We start from the raw sequence: 16,208 nt of genomic DNA on the forward strand, positions 1-16,208 counted from the left end.
CTGGGGCTCGAGAGACGCGGACGCCGACTGATCAAGGGCACCTTCAGCCTGGTCGTCGCGTCCTCGTCACCGCTGTCCCGACCCGGGAACCTGCGGGAGGCGAGCGGCTCCCGGACGAGCCGGCCGTTGCACATCCGACTTCGGAGCAGCCTCGTCCGAGACGGCGAGGCTGAGCCACTTGTCAACGGGGCCGAGGGTGAGCAGGCCGCTGCCGGCGCCCGCGAGTTGACCCGCGGCAGGCCGAAGGCGGGCGTGGGCCTGTTCCCATGCGGCGCGGTCGCCGAGTTCCAGCGCGACCGCGGCCTGCAGACAGCACAGCGCCTCGTACAGCAGGTCCGCGGGCGGTTCCGGCAGGGTGCCCAACGCCCGCCGGGCGTCGGCGCGACGACCGCTGCCCAGCCCAGGCTGGGCAGGACGACGGGCGGGCGGCTGGGTGCGATGGAGCCACCCAGCCCGGTGGGTCGTGGCCATCGGCGCCCCTTCGGCATCGGCCTTCGGGGTCAGGCGTTCGATCGAGGGGCCGAAGGCAGCGGGGAACGGTGGGCGCGGAAGGACTCGGTGATGTCGTGGGCCAGCAGGGCGGGTTCTTCGTGGGCGGCGAAGTGTCCGCCGCGGGGCATGTCCGTGTAGCGGGTGATGTCGTAGGTGCGCTCCGCCCAACTCCGCGGCGGCCGGCTCAGGTCGGCGGGGAACAGGGCGACGGCCGTCGGAACGCTGACCCGCTCCACGCGTCGGATCAGGCCGTGGGCGTGTTCGTAGTAGGGCCGGAAGGAGGTGGAGATCGTGCCGGTGAACCAGTAGAGGGAGGCCTGGGTGAGGAGGAAGTCGTCGCTGAAGCGGGTGGACAGGTCACCGCCGCAGTCGCTCCACGCGCGGTATTTCTCGACGAGCCAGGCGAGCAGGCCGGTGGGCGAGTCGGCCAGACCCTGGCTCAGGGTGAGTGGGCGGGTGCTCTGCTGGTGCTGGTAACCGCCCTCCTGCGTCTGCCACGCCGTCACGGATTCGAGGTGGGCCCGCTCCTGCGGGGTGAGGGTTGCGGGGTCGTGGGCGGCCGGTGCGGCCACGGCCAGCAGGTGGATGCCGACGAGCGCTTCGGGGTGGGCCTCGGCGAGCCGGGAGGTGACGCCGGCGCCCAGGTCCCCGCCGTGCGCCGCGTACCGCTCGAAGCCGAGTTCGTCGTGCATCAGCCGGTGCCAGAGGTCGTGGGTCTGTTCCGCGCCGGTGAGCTCCGGCCGCTGGGGTGAGAACGCGAATCCGGGAAGTGAGGGGACGATCACGGTGAAGGCGTCCGTGGGTGAACCTCCGTAGCGGGACGGGGTGGCCAACCGCTCGGCGAGGGCGGTGAGTTCCAGGAAGGAGCTGGGCCAGCCGTGGGTGAGGACGATGGGCAGCGCGTCGGGGTGTTCACCGTCGAAGCGCAGGTAGTGCACGGGCGTGCCGTCGAGGTCGGCGAAGTGCGATGGAAGGGCGTTGATGGCGGCTTCGTGGGCCCGCCAGTCGTAGCCGCCGGCCCAGTACGCGGCGAGGCGGCGGAGTTCCGCCGTGTCGGTACCGGCTTCCCAGCCGTCGACGGGCCAGGGCTCGGCCCATCGCGTGCCCTCCAACCGGGCGCGCAGATCGGCCAGTTCGGCGTCACTGACGTCGATCACGGGCGGGGTGCTCGGCATGGGTTCTCCTTGGTGTGCTCAGGTCCCGGCGTGACGGGGGTGGCGGTGTGGTCCGGCGTGCGTGACGCCGGCCGGTCGGGGCGGGTGGCGCCGACGAGAGGCACAGCCCCGGCCATGAGGACCGCGACGACGAGCAGGGCATGTGCGAGTCCGGTGTGGCCGGCGAGGAATCCGATCAGGGGAGGCCCGCCGACGAAGCCGCAGTATCCGATCGAGGTGATGACACCGACCCGGTCGGCGGCACGGACGGGCTCATCGGCACCGGCGCTCAGCGTGACGGGGAAGCCGAGCGCCGCGCCTGTTCCCCACAGCAGTACACCGGCTGTTGCCGTCCAGATGTTCGGGCCGAGCGCGAACAGGGCGACACCACCGGCGGTGGCAGCGGCGGCCGCCCGCAGAGCGCCGGGCCGGCCCAGCCGGTCGACGATCGCCGACCCGAGCCAGCGGCTCACCGTGACCGCGGTGAGGAACGCGGCATAGGCCAGGGTTCCGACCGTAGCCGTGGTGTGGTGACGGTCGAGGACGGTGAGGCTGATCCAGTTGCTCCCCGCCCCTTCCGCCATCGCGAAGACCGAGGCGAGGAGACCGATGACGACCGTGCGAGGGTCGCGCCACGGGGCCGGTCCCGGGCGGTTGGCCTTCGTCTGCGGCGCACCGGTCCTGCCGGGTGCGGACTCGGTGAGGAAATCCCGGGCGGCCGCGGGGGTCACAACGGCGATGAGCAGCGCGATCGCGCCGACGTGCAGACTCACGGGCACCCGCCATGCGTTCATCAGCGCACCGAGACAGGCACCGGTGACCGTACCGAGACTGAACCCGGCGAAGAAGCGAGGCATGACCGACCGGCCGAGCCGTCGTTCGACGGCCGCGGCGTGCACGGTCACCGCGACATCCCAGAAACCCGTGGCCGTGCCCAGCAACAGGAGTCCGGCCACCAGCAGCGGCGCACACAGGGCATACCCGAGCGCCACGGCGCCGAGAGCGGCACCGACCAGCACGGCCACAGCGGCGACGGCCCGGCGGGGCCCCACACGTGTGACGACTACCCCGGCCGGCGGCAGCACCACGACACCGCCGACGGCCATCATCAGCAGCACAAGCCCCAGGGATGCCGGATCCAGGTCCATCCGTGCGCGTATCTGCGGCAGCCGGGAAGCCCACGTCGCCCCGGCGAGCCCCAGCGCGGCGAAGACCACGTGCGTCGACCGCACCGCTGCTGCGATCTCTCGCCGCAGTGGGTCAAGGGCCGTAGTCTCGTTCACCGTTCGGTGACCGGGGCGAGGGCCTGCACGATCGCCGCCCGCGTCGCCTCCCGCGGCTCCGGCTCCGCCGCGAGCAGCGCATGCATGATCAACCCTTCCAGCAGGGCGTCCAGGCGGTCGGCGGTCTCCGGCCCGGTGAAGCGGGCCAGAACGGCCCGGCTGTCGCGGGTCCACTGCTGTGTCAGCGCGCGCAGCGCGGGATCGCGCAGGGCCGCCAGATGCAACTCGAAGCCCAGGACCGCACTGCGGCGCCGGGACGGTCCCCCCTGTACGAGTTCCACCAGGACCTCGATCAGGTCCGCACGCGTCTGCACCTCCGTGAAGAGGCCCGCGAACTCTGCGGTGCGTTGTTCCACATACCAGGCGAAGGCCTGTGCCTGAAGCTCCGTCAGGCTCGAGAAGTGGTAGGTGACCGACCCCAGTGGCACATCCGCGTGTGCGGCGACCTTCCGGTGCGTGATGCGCGCTGCCCCGTCCGTCACGAGTACATCGAGAGCGGCGTCCAGAATGCGCGTCCTGCGCCCCGGGTCATGCCGCCGCGCCCGCCGCGCCTCGCCTTCCGCGGTGCCGGCGGAAGACCGGGGCTGCGGCTCGCTGCCGACCGCTCCGTCCGCTGCGAGGCCGCCGGAGACTTTCCTGTCGGGGAGATCCATCTTCTCCATAAGAACAAACGTACACTGCTTAAGAACAGATGTACGCACTGGACCGGTGAGATCGATCTCACAGGGCGCCCGGGGCGCCGGAGCGCGTCGGGAAGCCGCTCAGAGCTTCACTTGGGTTCGATGCTTCACTTGGATTCGATCCGCCCCAAGGAGGCGGCGCCCTCCGGCAAAGCCTGCGGCACTCATCCCTTCAGCCGGCCGAACTCGTCGGCGCTCGGCGTCATGTCCTGCGTGCCGATGACGCAGAGCAGTTCCAGCCGGGCGGCCCCCTCACTGCCGGGGGGAGCGGCGAACCACAGCAGGCGCTGGCGTCCGATCAGGCTGTGGCAGTCCAACTCGATGACACCCAGCGTCGGATGGACGATTCGTTTGTGGTCGCTTCGCCGAACAGCGACGTCGCGGGTGTCCCAGAGGCTGGCGAACTCCTCACTGTGCCGCCGTAGCGCGGCCACCATCTCGTTCACCGCACTGTCACGGCCGCGCCGGGCGGCGACCGCCGCGGAGGTCCGCGACGAAGACCCTGGAGTGATGGGCGTGGTCTTCGGCCGGGTAGATGGTGCGGGCGACCGCATCGGTGAACCAGCGGTAGACGAAGCTCGCCCGCAGACCGCGCATCGCCGGTGGCCGGCCGAGGAGCACGGCGGCCAGATGGTTCTGGACAAGGGTTTCGTGCAGGTCGGTGATGACCTGTGCGGGAGTGGTCGTGAGCCGGTCCAGCAGGCCGAGCAGGGCCGGTTGCACGTGTGCGGTGGGACCGTGCGTCGCCGGGGGAGCCGCCCGGTCCGCCAGGTTGAACAGGTGGTCGCGTTCGTCACCGTCCAAACGCAGCGCCCGTGCCAGGGCGGCCAGAACCTGTGCGGAGGGCTGGGTGCCGCGCCCGCGTTCCAGCTCGGTTTAACCCCTGGGGCGGGACAACCGTGGCTGACGGGTAATCACCGATGCAGGCTGGAGAGGCAAGCAGGGAACCGCCGGCAACGACACCGGCGGCACACGCTCACTCAAAAAACAGTACGGTCAGACACCCGCCCAGTACGCCCGGTCGACCGACCGGTCCTGCTGACCTTTCCGGTTCGTGCTCGAGGACGTGGCAACCAGCGTGCCGTGCGACGACGTGGGCCGCACGATCGTCTGTCAGGAGGGCGACTTGGGCACCCGCACCTACCGGATCCCGGTCGAGGTCTCCGGGCACGGCAGCGGGCAGGTCCGCGTGTTTGTCCTCGCCCCGGACAGCGGCCGGACCGAGAACCGCCTGGTGACCGTACGGCCCGGCAGCGACACGGTCGACGTGCCGGTCGAGGCGATGGGCGACACACTCTACGGCGACGACGTGGAGCACGACATCGCCGTCAAGGCCGTCCGGGGCGCCGTCGTCGGCACGTACCGGGGCGGGATCACCGTCGAGAACGACGACCCCGAGCCGGTGATCACGCTGTCGCCGGTCACGGACCGGGTGACCGAGGGAGAAACGCTGACCTGGCGGTTGTCCGTGGACGCGCCCATGGCGGTGGACGACTGGCAGTCGGTGCGGGTGCCTCCGGCCACCGAGGGCGCCGAGCTGTCGACCAAGGACGTGGACCCGCAGTGGCTCAAGGACTCGTCTGGTGACGTGTCCGACCCCGAGCGCCCGCTGTCCGACGCGCACCTGTGGGTGTCGGTGCACATCCCGGCCGGGAGCACACCATGGACTTCGTCGTGCCGACCGTGCGGGACCAGGTGGCCGAGCCGACCGAGTCGATGCGTCTCGCACTGACCGGCAGAAACCCCAAGCCGCTGCCCGACAGGGGGTCGCCCACCGGCACGTCCAACGCCCAATCGGGTTTCAACAGCTCAGGACAGCAGCCACTTCATCGGCCGGGGCAAGCCCGGTCGGGGTGGCCGGCTCGGTCACGACGGAACGTCGTTGGCCTCGAGGGCACACCTCACCAGTCACTCGCTTCATGCAGCGTTGTCCAGACCGACGAGCAGCTTCGCGATACGCCACTCGCTTCGGGCACGCCGCAGCGTGAACGAGTAGAAGCCGGTCGCGATCACGCTCGAAGCCCCGCCTGCGTTCGACGTCAGCATCAGGTAGGCCCACACCACTGTCGTGTCGGCGTCCGCACGATGGAAGACCATATTGACCAGGTTGTGCCTTCGTTGCTCCGTTTGCGCTTCCGTTGCCTCCCGTACCAGGTCGAGAACCGCCGCGCGTCCGACGAAGGGGCCCTGCTCGACCGCGCCGGCGATCGTGACCGTCCAGGTGACGTCCTCGGTCAGGACGCCCTCCAACGCCGACAGATCTCCGTGGTCCAGGGCGAAGGCGTAGCGCGCCAGCGTCTGCTGGACGGCGAACCGGTCTGCAGGGGCGAGATCCACCTCCCCCGCAGGCTGTGCCGTGAGGTAGCTGCTTCCCCAGCCGAAAGCCGCAGTTGTCGTCATGTCAAACCTCGCTCGTGCTCGGTTGGCGGATGAGAGATCGGGGCGCGCACGGCGACAGCGGACACCCGACGAGTGCCGGGAGGGCGGAGCGCCGAGGTGAGCGGCGCTCCGGCCCGCGACCCACCGTTCCACGGTGAGAACGCCGGACCGCTGCCGCCGACGATGGTGATGTGCCGGTCGGTGATGGACACGGCGCCGTCGGGCCTCAGGAATGCGAGCGGCTCGGCGATCTCCCGCGGGAACCGAACCGAGCCGACCGAAGGGGGCCGCTCGGTTCGCCGATGCGAGCAAGTCGGCCGCCTGGCTGCAAGGCGCCGCCCCAGCGTCTCCGGATCGGCGCCTTGATGACCACCAGCGGTCATGGGACCAGCGCCGGACGCGTCCCCTGAAACGGCTTTCCTACGCGACCGTGAGCACGATCTTGCCCTGGATGTGCCCTTGGGCTGCGCGTTCGTGCGCCGCCCGGGCGTCCGCGAGCGCGAAGGTGCTGTCGATCGCGACACGGATCGTGCCCGCCTCGATCAGGCGCCCGAGTTCGGCGAGCTGCGCGCCGTGCGAGCGGACCTGGGTGGCCGTGACCGTGACCCCCAGCTCGGCGTTCTCCTCGTCGTCGAACTCGCCGAAGTACACCGGGTAGAGGGACCCGCCGCGCTTGAGGGTGCGCAGGAAGCGCCTGCTGTCGGGACCCCCGACGGTGTCCAGGACGAGGTCGACGTCTCGGGCGGCGTCCTCGGGCCGCTCCTTGGTGTAGTCGATGAACTCGTCGGCACCGAGCTCGCGCAGGAACGTCTCGTGGGTGCCGGAGGCCACGGCGATGACGTGGGCTCCCTTCCACTTGGCCAGCTGGAGAGCGAGGTGCCCCACGCCACCGGCAGCGCCGTTGATGAGCACCGTGGTCTCGCTGCCGAGCGCCATCGGGCGGTGCTGGGCCTCCTGGAACGGCGAGGGATGGTCGTGCCCGAGCTCGATCAGGAACTGCCACGCCGTCAGCCCCGACATGGGCAGGCCGGCGGCGTGCACGTGGTCGATGGCGGCCGGCTTGCGGGCGAAATCGGACGCCGGCGCGGTGACGTACTCGGCGTACGCGCTGGCCTGGAGAGCGGTGGGGAAGCGCAGCAGGCCGATCACCTCCTCTCCGGGCGTGAAGCCGTCGACGTCGGCGGCGACGGCTTCCACCACGCCGGAGACGTCGGTCCCCGGAATCAGGGGGAGAGTGAACGGGGGCTTGAGCTCGGGAGGTACGTCGGGCATTCCCTCGCGTGCGTACCAGTCCGGAGGGTTGAGGCCGACAGCGTGCACGCGGACCAGTACCTCGCCCGGCCCCGGCTGGGGAACCGGCACCTCCTCATATCGCAGCACCTCGGGGCCGCCGAACTCGTGCAGCCGGATCGCCCTCATCGTGTGTGTCGGCATCGTTTCTCCTGCCCGCGCCGCGGGGATAGGTTTAACCGGATCAGCGATCCGAGTATCCGGACCACTGATCCGAATATATGGACCACTGATCCGGATAGTCAAGAGGGGCAGATGCGGGCCGACGCCAGGAAGAACCGCGACCACGTGCTCGCAGTAGCGGGCACCGCCATCACCGAGCAAGGTGTCGACGTGTCACTGCGTGACATCGCACGCGGGGCCGGCGTCGGGCTCGCGACGCTGCTGCGGCACTTCCCGACGCGCGAGGCGCTGCTCGAAGCCCTGCTGCGCACGAGCTTCGACGAACTGACGGCAAAGGCAGACGAGCTCGCGACGTCGAGCTCGCCCGAAGACGCTCTCGTTTCCTGGCTACGCCACTGCACCGCGTGGACGACCGAATACCGAGGCGTGACCGTACTGATGGCAGCCGCCATCGAGGACACCGAATCCGCTCTCCACGCTTCCTGCGTCACCCTGCGCGCCGCCGGTGCTCGGCTCCTCACCCGCGCCCAGACCGCGGGCACGGCGCGCGACGATATCGATGGCGACGATGTCTTCGCACTGGTTGCCATGCTCGCCTGGCTGGGCGATCAGCCCGCGCTCGCGCCACGCGCCGATCACCTCTTCGACGTTGTCGCGAGCGCGATCCTGACGCATGCGGGGAGCGGCCACGCCAAGGGGGACAGCCGCCCTCAGACCCGTAGCCGGCGTCGCGCGCGGACCGGACCTCCGGCCTGACGGTTGAGCCGGGCCGGGCCCACCCCCGCACACCGTCCTTCGGCAGCTCCGGCTCCTTGGCGACCGACGAAGGACGGGCCCGGACCGTGTTCCGGTCCGGACCCGTCGTGTGTTCCGAGCCTCTGAGAGGCTGCTGGTCAGTTCTGGGTGGAGGCCGCCACATCGGCGGAGTTCAGCAGGGCCACCCGGTGGTTGTACTGGACGATGTAGTACGTCTTGCTGCCGGTGATGACCGTGTCCGCGGGATGCGAGCCGGAGGCTTTGGAGAAGAAGTCGTCCGAGGACACCGGCGCGACGTCGGCCACGTAGGCCTGGCCGGATGGCACCGTGTACATGCTGAGCGGCGCCTGGGTGGACGGGGACAGGTCCGAGGGGTACTCGGAGGCGTCCGGGTAGGCCTGCCCGTACACCGGGGCAGACTTGGTGCCCTCCTTGGCGGACAGGATCGTGACGTCCTTGGCCGGGGCGGTGTTGCGGCCGTCCGGGTTGTGGAACCAGACCTGGGCGCCGCCGAACCAGATCGCCGTCCAGTCGCCGCTGACGTCCGCGACGACGAACTGCTGGCCGGAACTGATGGTGTTGCCCCAGTCATCGATCCGGTCCGAGCCGGTCCCGGTGGTGTGGATCGCGGGGTCGGCGAACAGGGGGCCGGTCTACACCGACAACGGCTGCACCTACGAGACTGTCGAAGGCAATGTCCTCTACCGCGCCTCCTACGCCAACGTCGCCTCCCGGCACACCGACTACCGCGACGGCCTCGGCAACAACGACCCCACCCTGATCAAGGACAACTGGTGGGAGGAAGGCACGGCTGACGGGGACAACAAGGGCCTGGTGACCAGCGGCAACAAGATTATGGCCGGAGTGTCCGACGTACCGCCGGACGTCCTCGCGAACGCCGGACTCGAACCCGCGTACCGGCACCTGCTGACCCTGCGCGTCGGCGGTGTCTCCGTGCCCGAGGCGCCGGCCCGGGTCGGCACCAGCACGGCGGGAGCCAACGCGCTGTACGTGACCTTCAACCCCACCTTCGCAGACGGGGGTTCGCCGGTGACCGGATACACGGCACGGGCGTACGACCCCGCGGGCCGTCAGGTCGCCCATGAGTCCGTCGGCGCTGCCGAGTTCAAACGCAGCGCCCTGCTGCGCATCGGCCAACTGCCCGGGGGTGGTGGCCCCTTCACGGTGACCGTCACCGCGAGCAACGACCGGGGCACCAGCGCTCCCTCGCTCGCCTCGGCACCGCTGAGCCCGACGACCGCGAGCGCGCCGCCCGCCGCGCCGACGAGCCCGAAGCTGCGCACCGCGGCCACAGCCGCCACCCTCGCCTGGACCCCGCCGACCGGTACGGGTGACGCGAAGATCGTCGGTTACCGGGTGACCGTCTCCGACGGGCGCCACCCGATCGCGGTGACCGGCCGGGACGTCCTGGTCACCCAGCCCTCCGCCAAGGGCATGTTCCGGGTGATCGGCGGACTGAAGCCCGGCACGGCCTACACCGTCACGGTCGCCGCGGTCACGGCGGCGGGCACCGGCCCCGCGGCCACGGTCAGCGGGACCACGACCGCCGGGTAGCCCACCGAAGCCGTCCAGGACCTCGCAGACCGACGCCGGAACTGACTGATCCCGCATCCGAATCCCGACGCCCACCTCCACGGGTGGGCGTTGGGGGAGGGGGCTCATGAGGCTGGTCACGTCGGCTCGACGGTGAGAAAGCCCCAAAAAGGTGAACCACCAGACCTTCCCAGCTGAGGGTTCCCCGCCCGCATCGTGCCACGCTGGCGGCGTCAGCTCAGCATGTCGCGCAGTCGCTCGACGGCGCTGAGGCGTTCCCCGTGCGTGTCAGCCAGCGGCTTCACGCACAGGGTCGTCACACCGGCGGCAGCGAAGGCATCGAGCTGCCCGGTGATCTGTTCCTTCGTCCCCACGAGGGATATGGCCCTCAACAGTTCTTCGGGAACGGCGGCTTCGGCCTCCCGCTTCTTTCCTGCCAAGTACAGGTCCTGGATGTGCGCCGCCTCCCGTTCGTAGCCGTACCGACCGGCGAGCCGGGCGTAGAAGTTCTTGTTCCTCGCGCCCATCCCTCCGATGTAGAGGGCCAGTTGTGGCCGAGCTCGGTCCAGCAGGTGTTCCACGTCGTCGCCGACGGCCAGAGGCGCCGTTACCGTGATGTCGAGCGTGCCCAGTGCCGCGTCGCGCCGGGCCAGCCCCGCGGTCAGTGCCGCTCCCCACACCTCGGCGGCCTTTCCGGGATGGAAGAACACGGGCAGCCAGCCCTCGGCGAGTTCGGCCGTCAACTCGACGTTCTTCGGTCCGATCGCCGCCAGGGTGATGGGGATGCGGGAACGAACCGGCTTGTTGACGAGTTTCAGGGGCTTGCCGAGCCCGGTACCCCGCTCGGCGGGAAGCGGAAGCGGGTACTTCGGGCCCGGGTGCACCACCGGTTCGCCCCGCCACACCTGACGGCAGATCTCCACCACCTCGCGGGTGCGGCTGAGTGGCGCGTCGTACGGCACCCCGTGGAAGCCCTCGATCACCTGCGGTCCCGACGCTCCGAGGCCCAGCGTGAACCGGCCGCCGGAAACCTCGTCAAGACCGGCGGCAGTCATCGCCAGAAGCGACGGCGTACGGGTGAAGACCGGGAGGATCCCGGAGGCGATCTCCAGGCGTTCGGTACGAGCCGCGAGGTAGCCCAACCGGCTGACGGCGTCGAACGAGTAGGCCTCCGGCACGAAGGCGATCTCAACCCCTGCCGCCTCGAAATCCTTTACGGCACGGACCGATCCGATGAAGTCACCGCTGTAATCCAGCGTCATACCGATACGCATGCGAAGGCCTCTCGTCTTCTGACCGACTGAGATTTTATCGAACGATCGTTTAACACCGTACCGGCGTTCCTGTCCAGGCGGAACCAGTGAACCGACAGCTCTTCACCACGTGTCACCTGAAGCGATCATGTGCAGGGACCTTGACCGAGTGACGTGGCTCACTTTACGTTCGCGCTGGCCTTAACGAACGATCGATGAGTGACGCGTCGCGTTGCTTCAGAGCGGCAAGGGAGGCCGAAGTGCTCGAAATCGATGGACTCGTCGTCCGGTACGGCGCTCGCGCACCCGTTCTGCGGGGGGTGTCCCTGGACGTCGGCGGCAGCGGCGTCATCGCGCTCCTCGGCAGCAACGGCGTCGGCAAGACGACGCTCATGCGCGCCGTCTCCGGCACGCTCGGCCTGTACGGCGGCGGGGTCACCGAAGGCTCCGTCCGGTTCCGTGGCGAACGGATCACCGGCGCGGACACCGCCCGTACCGTGGCGCACGGGCTCGTGCAGGTACCGGAAGGAAGGCACATCTTCGCCGGTCTGACGGTGGAGGAAAACCTGAACGCCGGTGCGCTCACCGTGCGGTCGTCGGTGGTGCGTGAGCGAACGCGCCGTCGGATGTACGAACTCTTCCCGCGGCTCGCCGAGCGGCGACGCGCCCGTGGCGGGACGCTGTCCGGCGGCGAGCAGCAGATGCTCGCCATCGCCCGGGCGTTGATGGCGCAGCCGAGACTCCTGCTTCTCGACGAGCCGTCCCTCGGCCTCGCGCCGCGGCTGGTGCATCTCGTGGGCGAGACCATCCGCCAGATCAGCCGGGAGGGGGTCCCCGTCCTGCTGGTGGAGCAGAACGCGGCAATGGCGCTGTCGGTCGCCGACTCGGCCTGTGTGATCGACCTCGGCCGGGTCGTGCTGAGCGGACCGACGGACGAACTGGCGCAGAGCGACGATGTGCGCCGCCTCTACCTGGGCGCGGACGCGGACGCCGGCCAGGGTGCCGGAGGATCCGCACCGCGGCCCGGGCCCGGAACCGGAAAAGCGCCGACGCTGAGCAGGTGGTCCGGATGACGACGACTCGCACGCAAACGGCACCGGAACTGCGGGTCGAGGACGTGAGCGTGGTGTTCAGTGGCCTGCGCGCGCTTGACGGTGTGTCATTCACCGTGCGGCCCGGAACGATCCATGCCGTCATCGGTCCCAACGGTGCCGGGAAGACGACGCTGCTCAATGCCCTGTCGGGGATCTACCGTGTCGCCTCGGGTCGGATCATGATGGACGGTCAGGAGGTGACTGGCCTGCGTCCGGACCGGGTGGCACGCAGGGGAGTCGCCCGCACCTTCCAGAACATCGTCGTGTCACCGGTCGAGTCCACACTCGACAACCTCATGGTCGGCCGGCATCGGCTGACCCGGTCCGGCATCGCCGCGACCGCACTGGGACTGGGTCGCGGTGAACAGCGTGTCCACGAAGCGCGGGTGCGCCACATAGCGGAGTTCGCCGGCCTGTCCGGTGTTCTTCACCGCCCGGCGGCGAGCCTCGCCTACGGGGACCTCAAGCGCCTGGAGTTCGCGCGGGCCCTGTGCCTGGAGCCGCGGCTGCTCATCCTCGACGAACCGGTCGCCGGGATGAACACCGCCGAGAGCGCGGAACTCGCCCGGCTGGTCTCCGCGGCACGTGACGCGCTCGGTCTGACCGTGGTGTTCGTCGAGCACGACATGGCAGTGGTCATGTCGATCGCCGACCGCATCACCGTCCTCGACTTCGGCAAGGTCGTCACGGACGGCACGCCGGAACACGTAAGGCAGCATCCGGAAGTGATCAGCGCCTATCTGGGAGCGCCCATGGAATCCGGAAACGACCAGGTGGCGGAGAGGTCGTCGTGATGACCCGCGGAGTCGAAATCCTGCTGAACGGCGTGTCTTTGGGGTTGTTGTACGCCCTGATCGCCCTGGGCTTCGTCATCGTCTTCAAGGCGACCCGCACGGTGAACTTCGCGCATGCCTCGTTTGTGCTCTTCGGCGTGTGGGTGGTGGCGCAGACCAGCCCGCACATCGGCTTCGCGGCCGCCGTGGCCCTCGGCCTGGTCGCGGCCGGGACGCTGGGGCTGGCGGTGGAGCGACTGCTGCTGTCCCGGGTCGACGGCCGCAAGCATGACGCGCTGGCGATCCTCACCATAGGGGTCAACGTGGTGCTCACCGCGGAACTGAGCTGGCGCATCGGGGAGAGCGTGCTGCCACTCGGCGCCCCCTGGGACGGACACGTGGTCCACTTCGGCTCAGTGATCCTGCCCTTGTCCGTGATCATCACGATCGTCACCGTGCCGCTGCTGATCGCCGGTCTCGCCGCGGTTCTCCGGCACACCGGCTGGGGCCTGGCCATGCGCGCCTCGATCGAGGACCGGGAGGGCGCGGCGCTTGCCGGTGTCCGGCTGAATTGGGTCTCGGCAGGTGCCTGGATGACGGCTGGGATCCTCGCCGTCGCGGCCGGCATCGGTCTCGCGTCGTTCCCCAGCCCCGGCGTGGCCGTGAGTACCGGGACCGCGGCGATCAAGGCGCTCCCCGCCGCGATCATCGGCGGCCTCGACTCGCTCGGCGGGGCGATCGTGGGCGGCCTGGTCATCGGCGTCGCCGAGGTGACCGTCGCCGAGTACCAGGACGCCCTCTCCTTCCTCGGGCGAGGGCTTGGGGACGTCGTGGCCTACGTGATCATGATCTGCGTTCTGCTGTGGCGGCCCTCGGGCCTGTTCGGCGCGAAGGAGGTCAGCCGTGCCTGAGACGCCTCGGCTCCCCAGGACAGGGCGTGTGCCCGCCCTGTGCACGCTGACCGCCGCCCTGGTGGTCCTCCTCGCACTGCCCCTGTACGTCTCCGCGTTCTGGCTGAACATGGGCCTGTTCGCGATGGCGGCCGCGGTCGGCGCGATCGGCCTCACCATCCTGCTCGGCGCGGCGGGACAGTTGTCGCTGGCACACGCCTTCTTCGTCGCCGTCGGCACATACGGCTATGCCTTCCTGGCCGGAGAAAGCGGCGGCGGGGTATCCGGTCTCGGCCTCCCCCCGCTGTTCGCCGCAGTCCTGGCCGTCCTGCTGGCGGGCGTCTGCGGCCTGCTGTTCAGCCCGGTCTCCAGCCGCCTGCGCGGCATCTACCTGGGCATCGCCTCCCTGGGCCTGGTGTTCCTCGGCCACCATCTGCTGCAGAACATGAAGCCGGTGACCGGCGGCTTCGAGGGCCGGACCGTCGTGCCGATGTCGATCGGCGGGCTCTCCTTCTCCGACCAGGCGGACGTCACCGTCCTGGGCGTTCCGTTCGGTGCCGCCGAGAGCCAGTGGTATCTGTTCCTCGTCGTCACCGCCGGGGCGGCGCTGCTCGGCCGCAACGTCCTGCGGGGGCGGCCCGGCAGGGCGCTGAGGCTCATGAGGGACAGCGAAATCGGCGCGAGCGCCATGGGCGTCGACATACGACGCACCAAGACGGCCGTCTTCGTACTGTCGTCGATGTATGCCGGCGCTGCCGGTGTGCTCACGGCACTGGCCTTCCAGCGCACCGTCCCCGACTACTTCAGCCTCCACCTGTCGATCAGCTACCTGGTGATGGTCATCCTGGGCGGCCTCGGATCCGTGGGTGGCGCGATCGCCGGTGCGGTCTTCGTCGTGACGCTGCCCCTGCTGTTCTCCCGGTATGCGGATTTTCTGCCGTTCGTCACCGGAGCCGGCGGCCAGGGACTGGACGCGTCGACAGCGGCACAGTTCGTGTATGGCGCGGTCGTCATCGTGGCCGTGATCGTCCAGCCGGGCGGTCTGGCGGCGTTGGGTGGCGCCCTTCGACTGCTACGAAGCCGCCGCCCCGCAGCCGCCGCTCCCTGAGCCCCCGCACCCCAGCCGTCCGTCGCCTCAGACACATCAGACTCGCCCCCCACCTTGCCGGACGTGTGCTGTCAACCACCTCATCCGCTTCTCAGCGAGGAGACACACCGATGCACAAATCGCGCACAGTCGGCCTGGCGGCCACGGCCCTGGCCTTCACGCTGGCGGTTGCCGGCTGCTCCACCAAGGCCGAAACGGCCGGGACCGCCGCCGCGCCCGGGGTCAGTGACTCCACCATCAAGCTCGGGGTGCTGATGGACCTGTCGGGCCCGTTCGCGGGCACCGGCAAGACGATCCTCGACGCGAGCAACGTCGCCGTGAAGGAGATCAACGCGGCAGGCGGTGTCTGCGACCGGAAGCTGGCACTCGTCACCCGCGACCATGGCTACGACCCGCAGAAGGCAGTCGCCGCGTACGACGAGATGGATCCGCAGGTCCTCGGTTATCTGAACATCCTCGGCACACCGGTCGTCACGGCGCTGCGGGACAAGATGGAGGCGAAGGACGAGCTCGCCGGCCTGACGTCTTTCGCGTCGACCCTGCTCGGTGACGAGCACCTGATCGTCCTGGGCGCCACGTACGACATCCAGACGATCAACGGCCTGGACTGGCTCGTGAGGAAGGGCGAACTGCGCGGCGGCGATTCCGTCGGGCACATCTATCTGCAGGGAGAAATCGGCGAGAACAGCCTGCGGGGCAGCAATTTCGCCGCGGGGAAGCTGGGGTTGAAGATCGTCGGCCGGCAGATCGACCCCACCGCGACCGACCTCACCAGTCAGGTCAACGCGCTCAAGGCGGCGAAGGCCAAGGCGATCCTGGTCGACTCGACGCCCAAGCAGGCGGCTTCGGTGGCGGCAGTGGCGCAGGCGGCCGGCATGGAGGTGCCGATCATGGGCGGCGTATCGACCTTCGCCACCAGCCTGCTCACGACGTCTGCGGCGCCCGCGCTCACCGAGCACTACACCAGGCTCTCCGGGCTGGGCGCCCTCGGCGCGGACACCGCTGCCGCTCGCAAGCTGGCCGCTTCCTGGAGGGGCCAGTACGGTAAGGCACCGGAGGCCAGCAGCGGAGTCGTCCACGCCTACGCCATGACCAAGCTGTACGCCGAGATACTCGGCAAGAGCTGCGATGACCTCACCCGCCCGGGCGTGCTCAAGGCCCGCAGCGCTGTCACCGACTTCACGCTACCGGGCCTACTCCCACCCCAGGACTTCTCCGACCCCGCGGAGCCCAGTTCGCGCCAGGCCCAAGTACTGGGTGTGGACAAGGGGGTCTTCGCCGGAGCCACACCACGCGGTGACTTCTTCGCATCGGACCTGGCGAAGGAGTACGAGGTTCCGTCGGCCCCATGACACCGGGGACTGTGCCCGGCGGGCCCG

At 69.7% G+C, this 16,208-nt stretch carries 16 protein-coding genes and 1 pseudogene; 8 read left to right on the forward strand and 9 right to left on the reverse strand.

Annotated elements, in window-relative coordinates; all coding sequences use genetic code 11:
• Positions 1 to 66: 66 nt before the first annotated feature.
• From ACFYRY_RS41840 to ACFYRY_RS41860, 5 genes and pseudogenes are all read right to left on the reverse strand, one after another.
• Positions 67 to 471: a hypothetical protein gene (locus ACFYRY_RS41840; RefSeq protein WP_389158434.1), complete on the reverse strand. Its 405-nt coding sequence runs from the start codon at positions 469 to 471 to the stop codon at positions 67 to 69.
• A gap of 29 nt (positions 472 to 500) precedes the next feature.
• Positions 501 to 1,667: an epoxide hydrolase family protein gene (locus ACFYRY_RS41845; RefSeq protein ID WP_389158437.1), complete on the reverse strand. Its 1,167-nt coding sequence runs from the start codon at positions 1,665 to 1,667 to the stop codon at positions 501 to 503.
• Positions 1,646 to 2,878, reverse strand: coding sequence for an MFS transporter (locus ACFYRY_RS41850; RefSeq protein ID WP_389158440.1), 1,233 nt, complete (start codon positions 2,876 to 2,878; stop codon positions 1,646 to 1,648). The genes ACFYRY_RS41845 and ACFYRY_RS41850 overlap by 22 nt, the downstream gene beginning before the upstream one ends.
• 47 nt (positions 2,879 to 2,925) lie before the next feature.
• Entirely contained in the window at positions 2,926 to 3,591 is a 666-nt protein-coding gene (locus ACFYRY_RS41855; RefSeq protein WP_389158443.1) for a TetR/AcrR family transcriptional regulator, read from the reverse strand.
• A gap of 182 nt (positions 3,592 to 3,773) precedes the next feature.
• Positions 3,774 to 4,485: pseudogene (locus ACFYRY_RS41860) on the reverse strand (transcriptional regulator); the annotation flags it as partial.
• A 190-nt stretch (positions 4,486 to 4,675) separates the two neighbouring features.
• Between ACFYRY_RS41860 and ACFYRY_RS41865 the strand changes: the two are divergent.
• Positions 4,676 to 5,341, forward strand: a complete 666-nt coding sequence (locus ACFYRY_RS41865) for a hypothetical protein (RefSeq protein WP_389158446.1) — start codon at positions 4,676 to 4,678, stop codon at positions 5,339 to 5,341.
• A 185-nt stretch (positions 5,342 to 5,526) separates the two neighbouring features.
• Here ACFYRY_RS41865 and ACFYRY_RS41870 read toward each other — a convergent pair whose 3' ends face one another.
• On the reverse strand, positions 5,527 to 6,009 hold the full coding sequence (locus ACFYRY_RS41870) for a nuclear transport factor 2 family protein (RefSeq protein WP_389158449.1): 483 nt from the start codon (positions 6,007 to 6,009) through the stop codon (positions 5,527 to 5,529).
• Between the two features lie 399 nt (positions 6,010 to 6,408).
• Positions 6,409 to 7,422: an NADP-dependent oxidoreductase gene (locus ACFYRY_RS41875; protein ID WP_389158452.1), complete on the reverse strand. Its 1,014-nt coding sequence runs from the start codon at positions 7,420 to 7,422 to the stop codon at positions 6,409 to 6,411.
• 111 nt (positions 7,423 to 7,533) lie between these two features.
• Between ACFYRY_RS41875 and ACFYRY_RS41880 the strand changes: the two genes are divergently transcribed.
• The gene (locus ACFYRY_RS41880) at positions 7,534 to 8,157 is read left to right on the forward strand and encodes a TetR/AcrR family transcriptional regulator (protein ID WP_389158455.1); all 624 of its coding nucleotides are present in this window, start codon (positions 7,534 to 7,536) and stop codon (positions 8,155 to 8,157) included.
• Between the two features lie 137 nt (positions 8,158 to 8,294).
• On the opposite strand, the gene ACFYRY_RS41885 is transcribed toward ACFYRY_RS41880, so the two are convergent.
• A complete protein-coding gene (locus ACFYRY_RS41885; protein WP_389158458.1) occupies positions 8,295 to 8,567 on the reverse strand; it encodes a hypothetical protein in 273 nt (90 codons plus the stop codon).
• Positions 8,568 to 8,604: 37 nt separating this feature from the next.
• On the opposite strand from ACFYRY_RS41885, the gene ACFYRY_RS41890 reads away from it, so the two are divergent.
• Entirely contained in the window at positions 8,605 to 9,732 is a 1,128-nt protein-coding gene (locus ACFYRY_RS41890; protein WP_389158461.1) for a fibronectin type III domain-containing protein, read from the forward strand.
• A gap of 212 nt (positions 9,733 to 9,944) precedes the next feature.
• Here ACFYRY_RS41890 and ACFYRY_RS41895 read toward each other — a convergent pair whose 3' ends face one another.
• The gene (locus ACFYRY_RS41895) at positions 9,945 to 10,985 is read right to left on the reverse strand and encodes an LLM class F420-dependent oxidoreductase (RefSeq protein ID WP_389158464.1); all 1,041 of its coding nucleotides are present in this window, start codon (positions 10,983 to 10,985) and stop codon (positions 9,945 to 9,947) included.
• Between the two features lie 194 nt (positions 10,986 to 11,179).
• Here ACFYRY_RS41895 and ACFYRY_RS41900 point away from each other — a divergent pair, with 194 nt between their 5' ends.
• The 5 genes from ACFYRY_RS41900 (at position 11,180) to ACFYRY_RS41920 (ending at position 16,181) form a co-directional block, all read left to right on the forward strand.
• Complete coding sequence (locus ACFYRY_RS41900; protein ID WP_389158467.1) at positions 11,180 to 12,037, forward strand: ABC transporter ATP-binding protein; 858 nt, start codon at positions 11,180 to 11,182, stop codon at positions 12,035 to 12,037.
• Positions 12,034 to 12,852 carry an ABC transporter ATP-binding protein gene (locus ACFYRY_RS41905; protein WP_389158469.1) on the forward strand — a complete coding sequence of 273 codons (819 nt, stop codon included), beginning with the start codon at positions 12,034 to 12,036 and terminating at the stop codon, positions 12,850 to 12,852. Before ACFYRY_RS41900 ends, ACFYRY_RS41905 begins: the two co-directional genes overlap by 4 nt.
• A complete protein-coding gene (locus ACFYRY_RS41910; RefSeq protein WP_389158472.1) occupies positions 12,852 to 13,742 on the forward strand; it encodes a branched-chain amino acid ABC transporter permease in 891 nt (296 codons plus the stop codon). Before ACFYRY_RS41905 ends, ACFYRY_RS41910 begins: the two co-directional genes overlap by 1 nt.
• Positions 13,735 to 14,829 (forward strand): branched-chain amino acid ABC transporter permease, encoded by a 1,095-nt coding sequence (locus ACFYRY_RS41915; protein ID WP_389158475.1) that lies wholly within the window; start codon positions 13,735 to 13,737, stop codon positions 14,827 to 14,829. Before ACFYRY_RS41910 ends, ACFYRY_RS41915 begins: the two co-directional genes overlap by 8 nt.
• A 110-nt stretch (positions 14,830 to 14,939) precedes the next feature.
• Complete coding sequence (locus tag ACFYRY_RS41920; protein ID WP_389158477.1) at positions 14,940 to 16,181, forward strand: ABC transporter substrate-binding protein; 1,242 nt, start codon at positions 14,940 to 14,942, stop codon at positions 16,179 to 16,181.
• The last annotated feature ends 27 nt before the right edge of the window (positions 16,182 to 16,208 follow it).

Origin of the sequence: Streptomyces sp. NPDC005263, from assembly GCF_042872365.1 — a bacterium.
In the GTDB taxonomy this organism is placed as follows: domain Bacteria; phylum Actinomycetota; class Actinomycetes; order Streptomycetales; family Streptomycetaceae; genus Streptomyces.

Coding starts and splice junctions, on each gene's coding strand:
- ACFYRY_RS41840 (WP_389158434.1), bottom strand. CDS start 471: ATGGCCACGACCCACCGGGCTGGGTGGCTCCATCGCACCCAGCCGCCC.
- ACFYRY_RS41920 (WP_389158477.1), top strand. CDS start 14,940: ATGCACAAATCGCGCACAGTCGGCCTGGCGGCCACGGCCCTGGCCTTC.
- ACFYRY_RS41900 (WP_389158467.1), top strand. CDS start 11,180: ATGAGTGACGCGTCGCGTTGCTTCAGAGCGGCAAGGGAGGCCGAAGTG.
- ACFYRY_RS41910 (WP_389158472.1), top strand. CDS start 12,852: ATGACCCGCGGAGTCGAAATCCTGCTGAACGGCGTGTCTTTGGGGTTG.
- ACFYRY_RS41855 (WP_389158443.1), bottom strand. CDS start 3,591: ATGGAGAAGATGGATCTCCCCGACAGGAAAGTCTCCGGCGGCCTCGCA.
- ACFYRY_RS41895 (WP_389158464.1), bottom strand. CDS start 10,985: ATGCGTATCGGTATGACGCTGGATTACAGCGGTGACTTCATCGGATCG.
- ACFYRY_RS41845 (WP_389158437.1), bottom strand. CDS start 1,667: ATGCCGAGCACCCCGCCCGTGATCGACGTCAGTGACGCCGAACTGGCC.
- ACFYRY_RS41875 (WP_389158452.1), bottom strand. CDS start 7,422: ATGCCGACACACACGATGAGGGCGATCCGGCTGCACGAGTTCGGCGGC.
- ACFYRY_RS41880 (WP_389158455.1), top strand. CDS start 7,534: ATGCGGGCCGACGCCAGGAAGAACCGCGACCACGTGCTCGCAGTAGCG.
- ACFYRY_RS41905 (WP_389158469.1), top strand. CDS start 12,034: ATGACGACGACTCGCACGCAAACGGCACCGGAACTGCGGGTCGAGGAC.
- ACFYRY_RS41870 (WP_389158449.1), bottom strand. CDS start 6,009: ATGACGACAACTGCGGCTTTCGGCTGGGGAAGCAGCTACCTCACGGCA.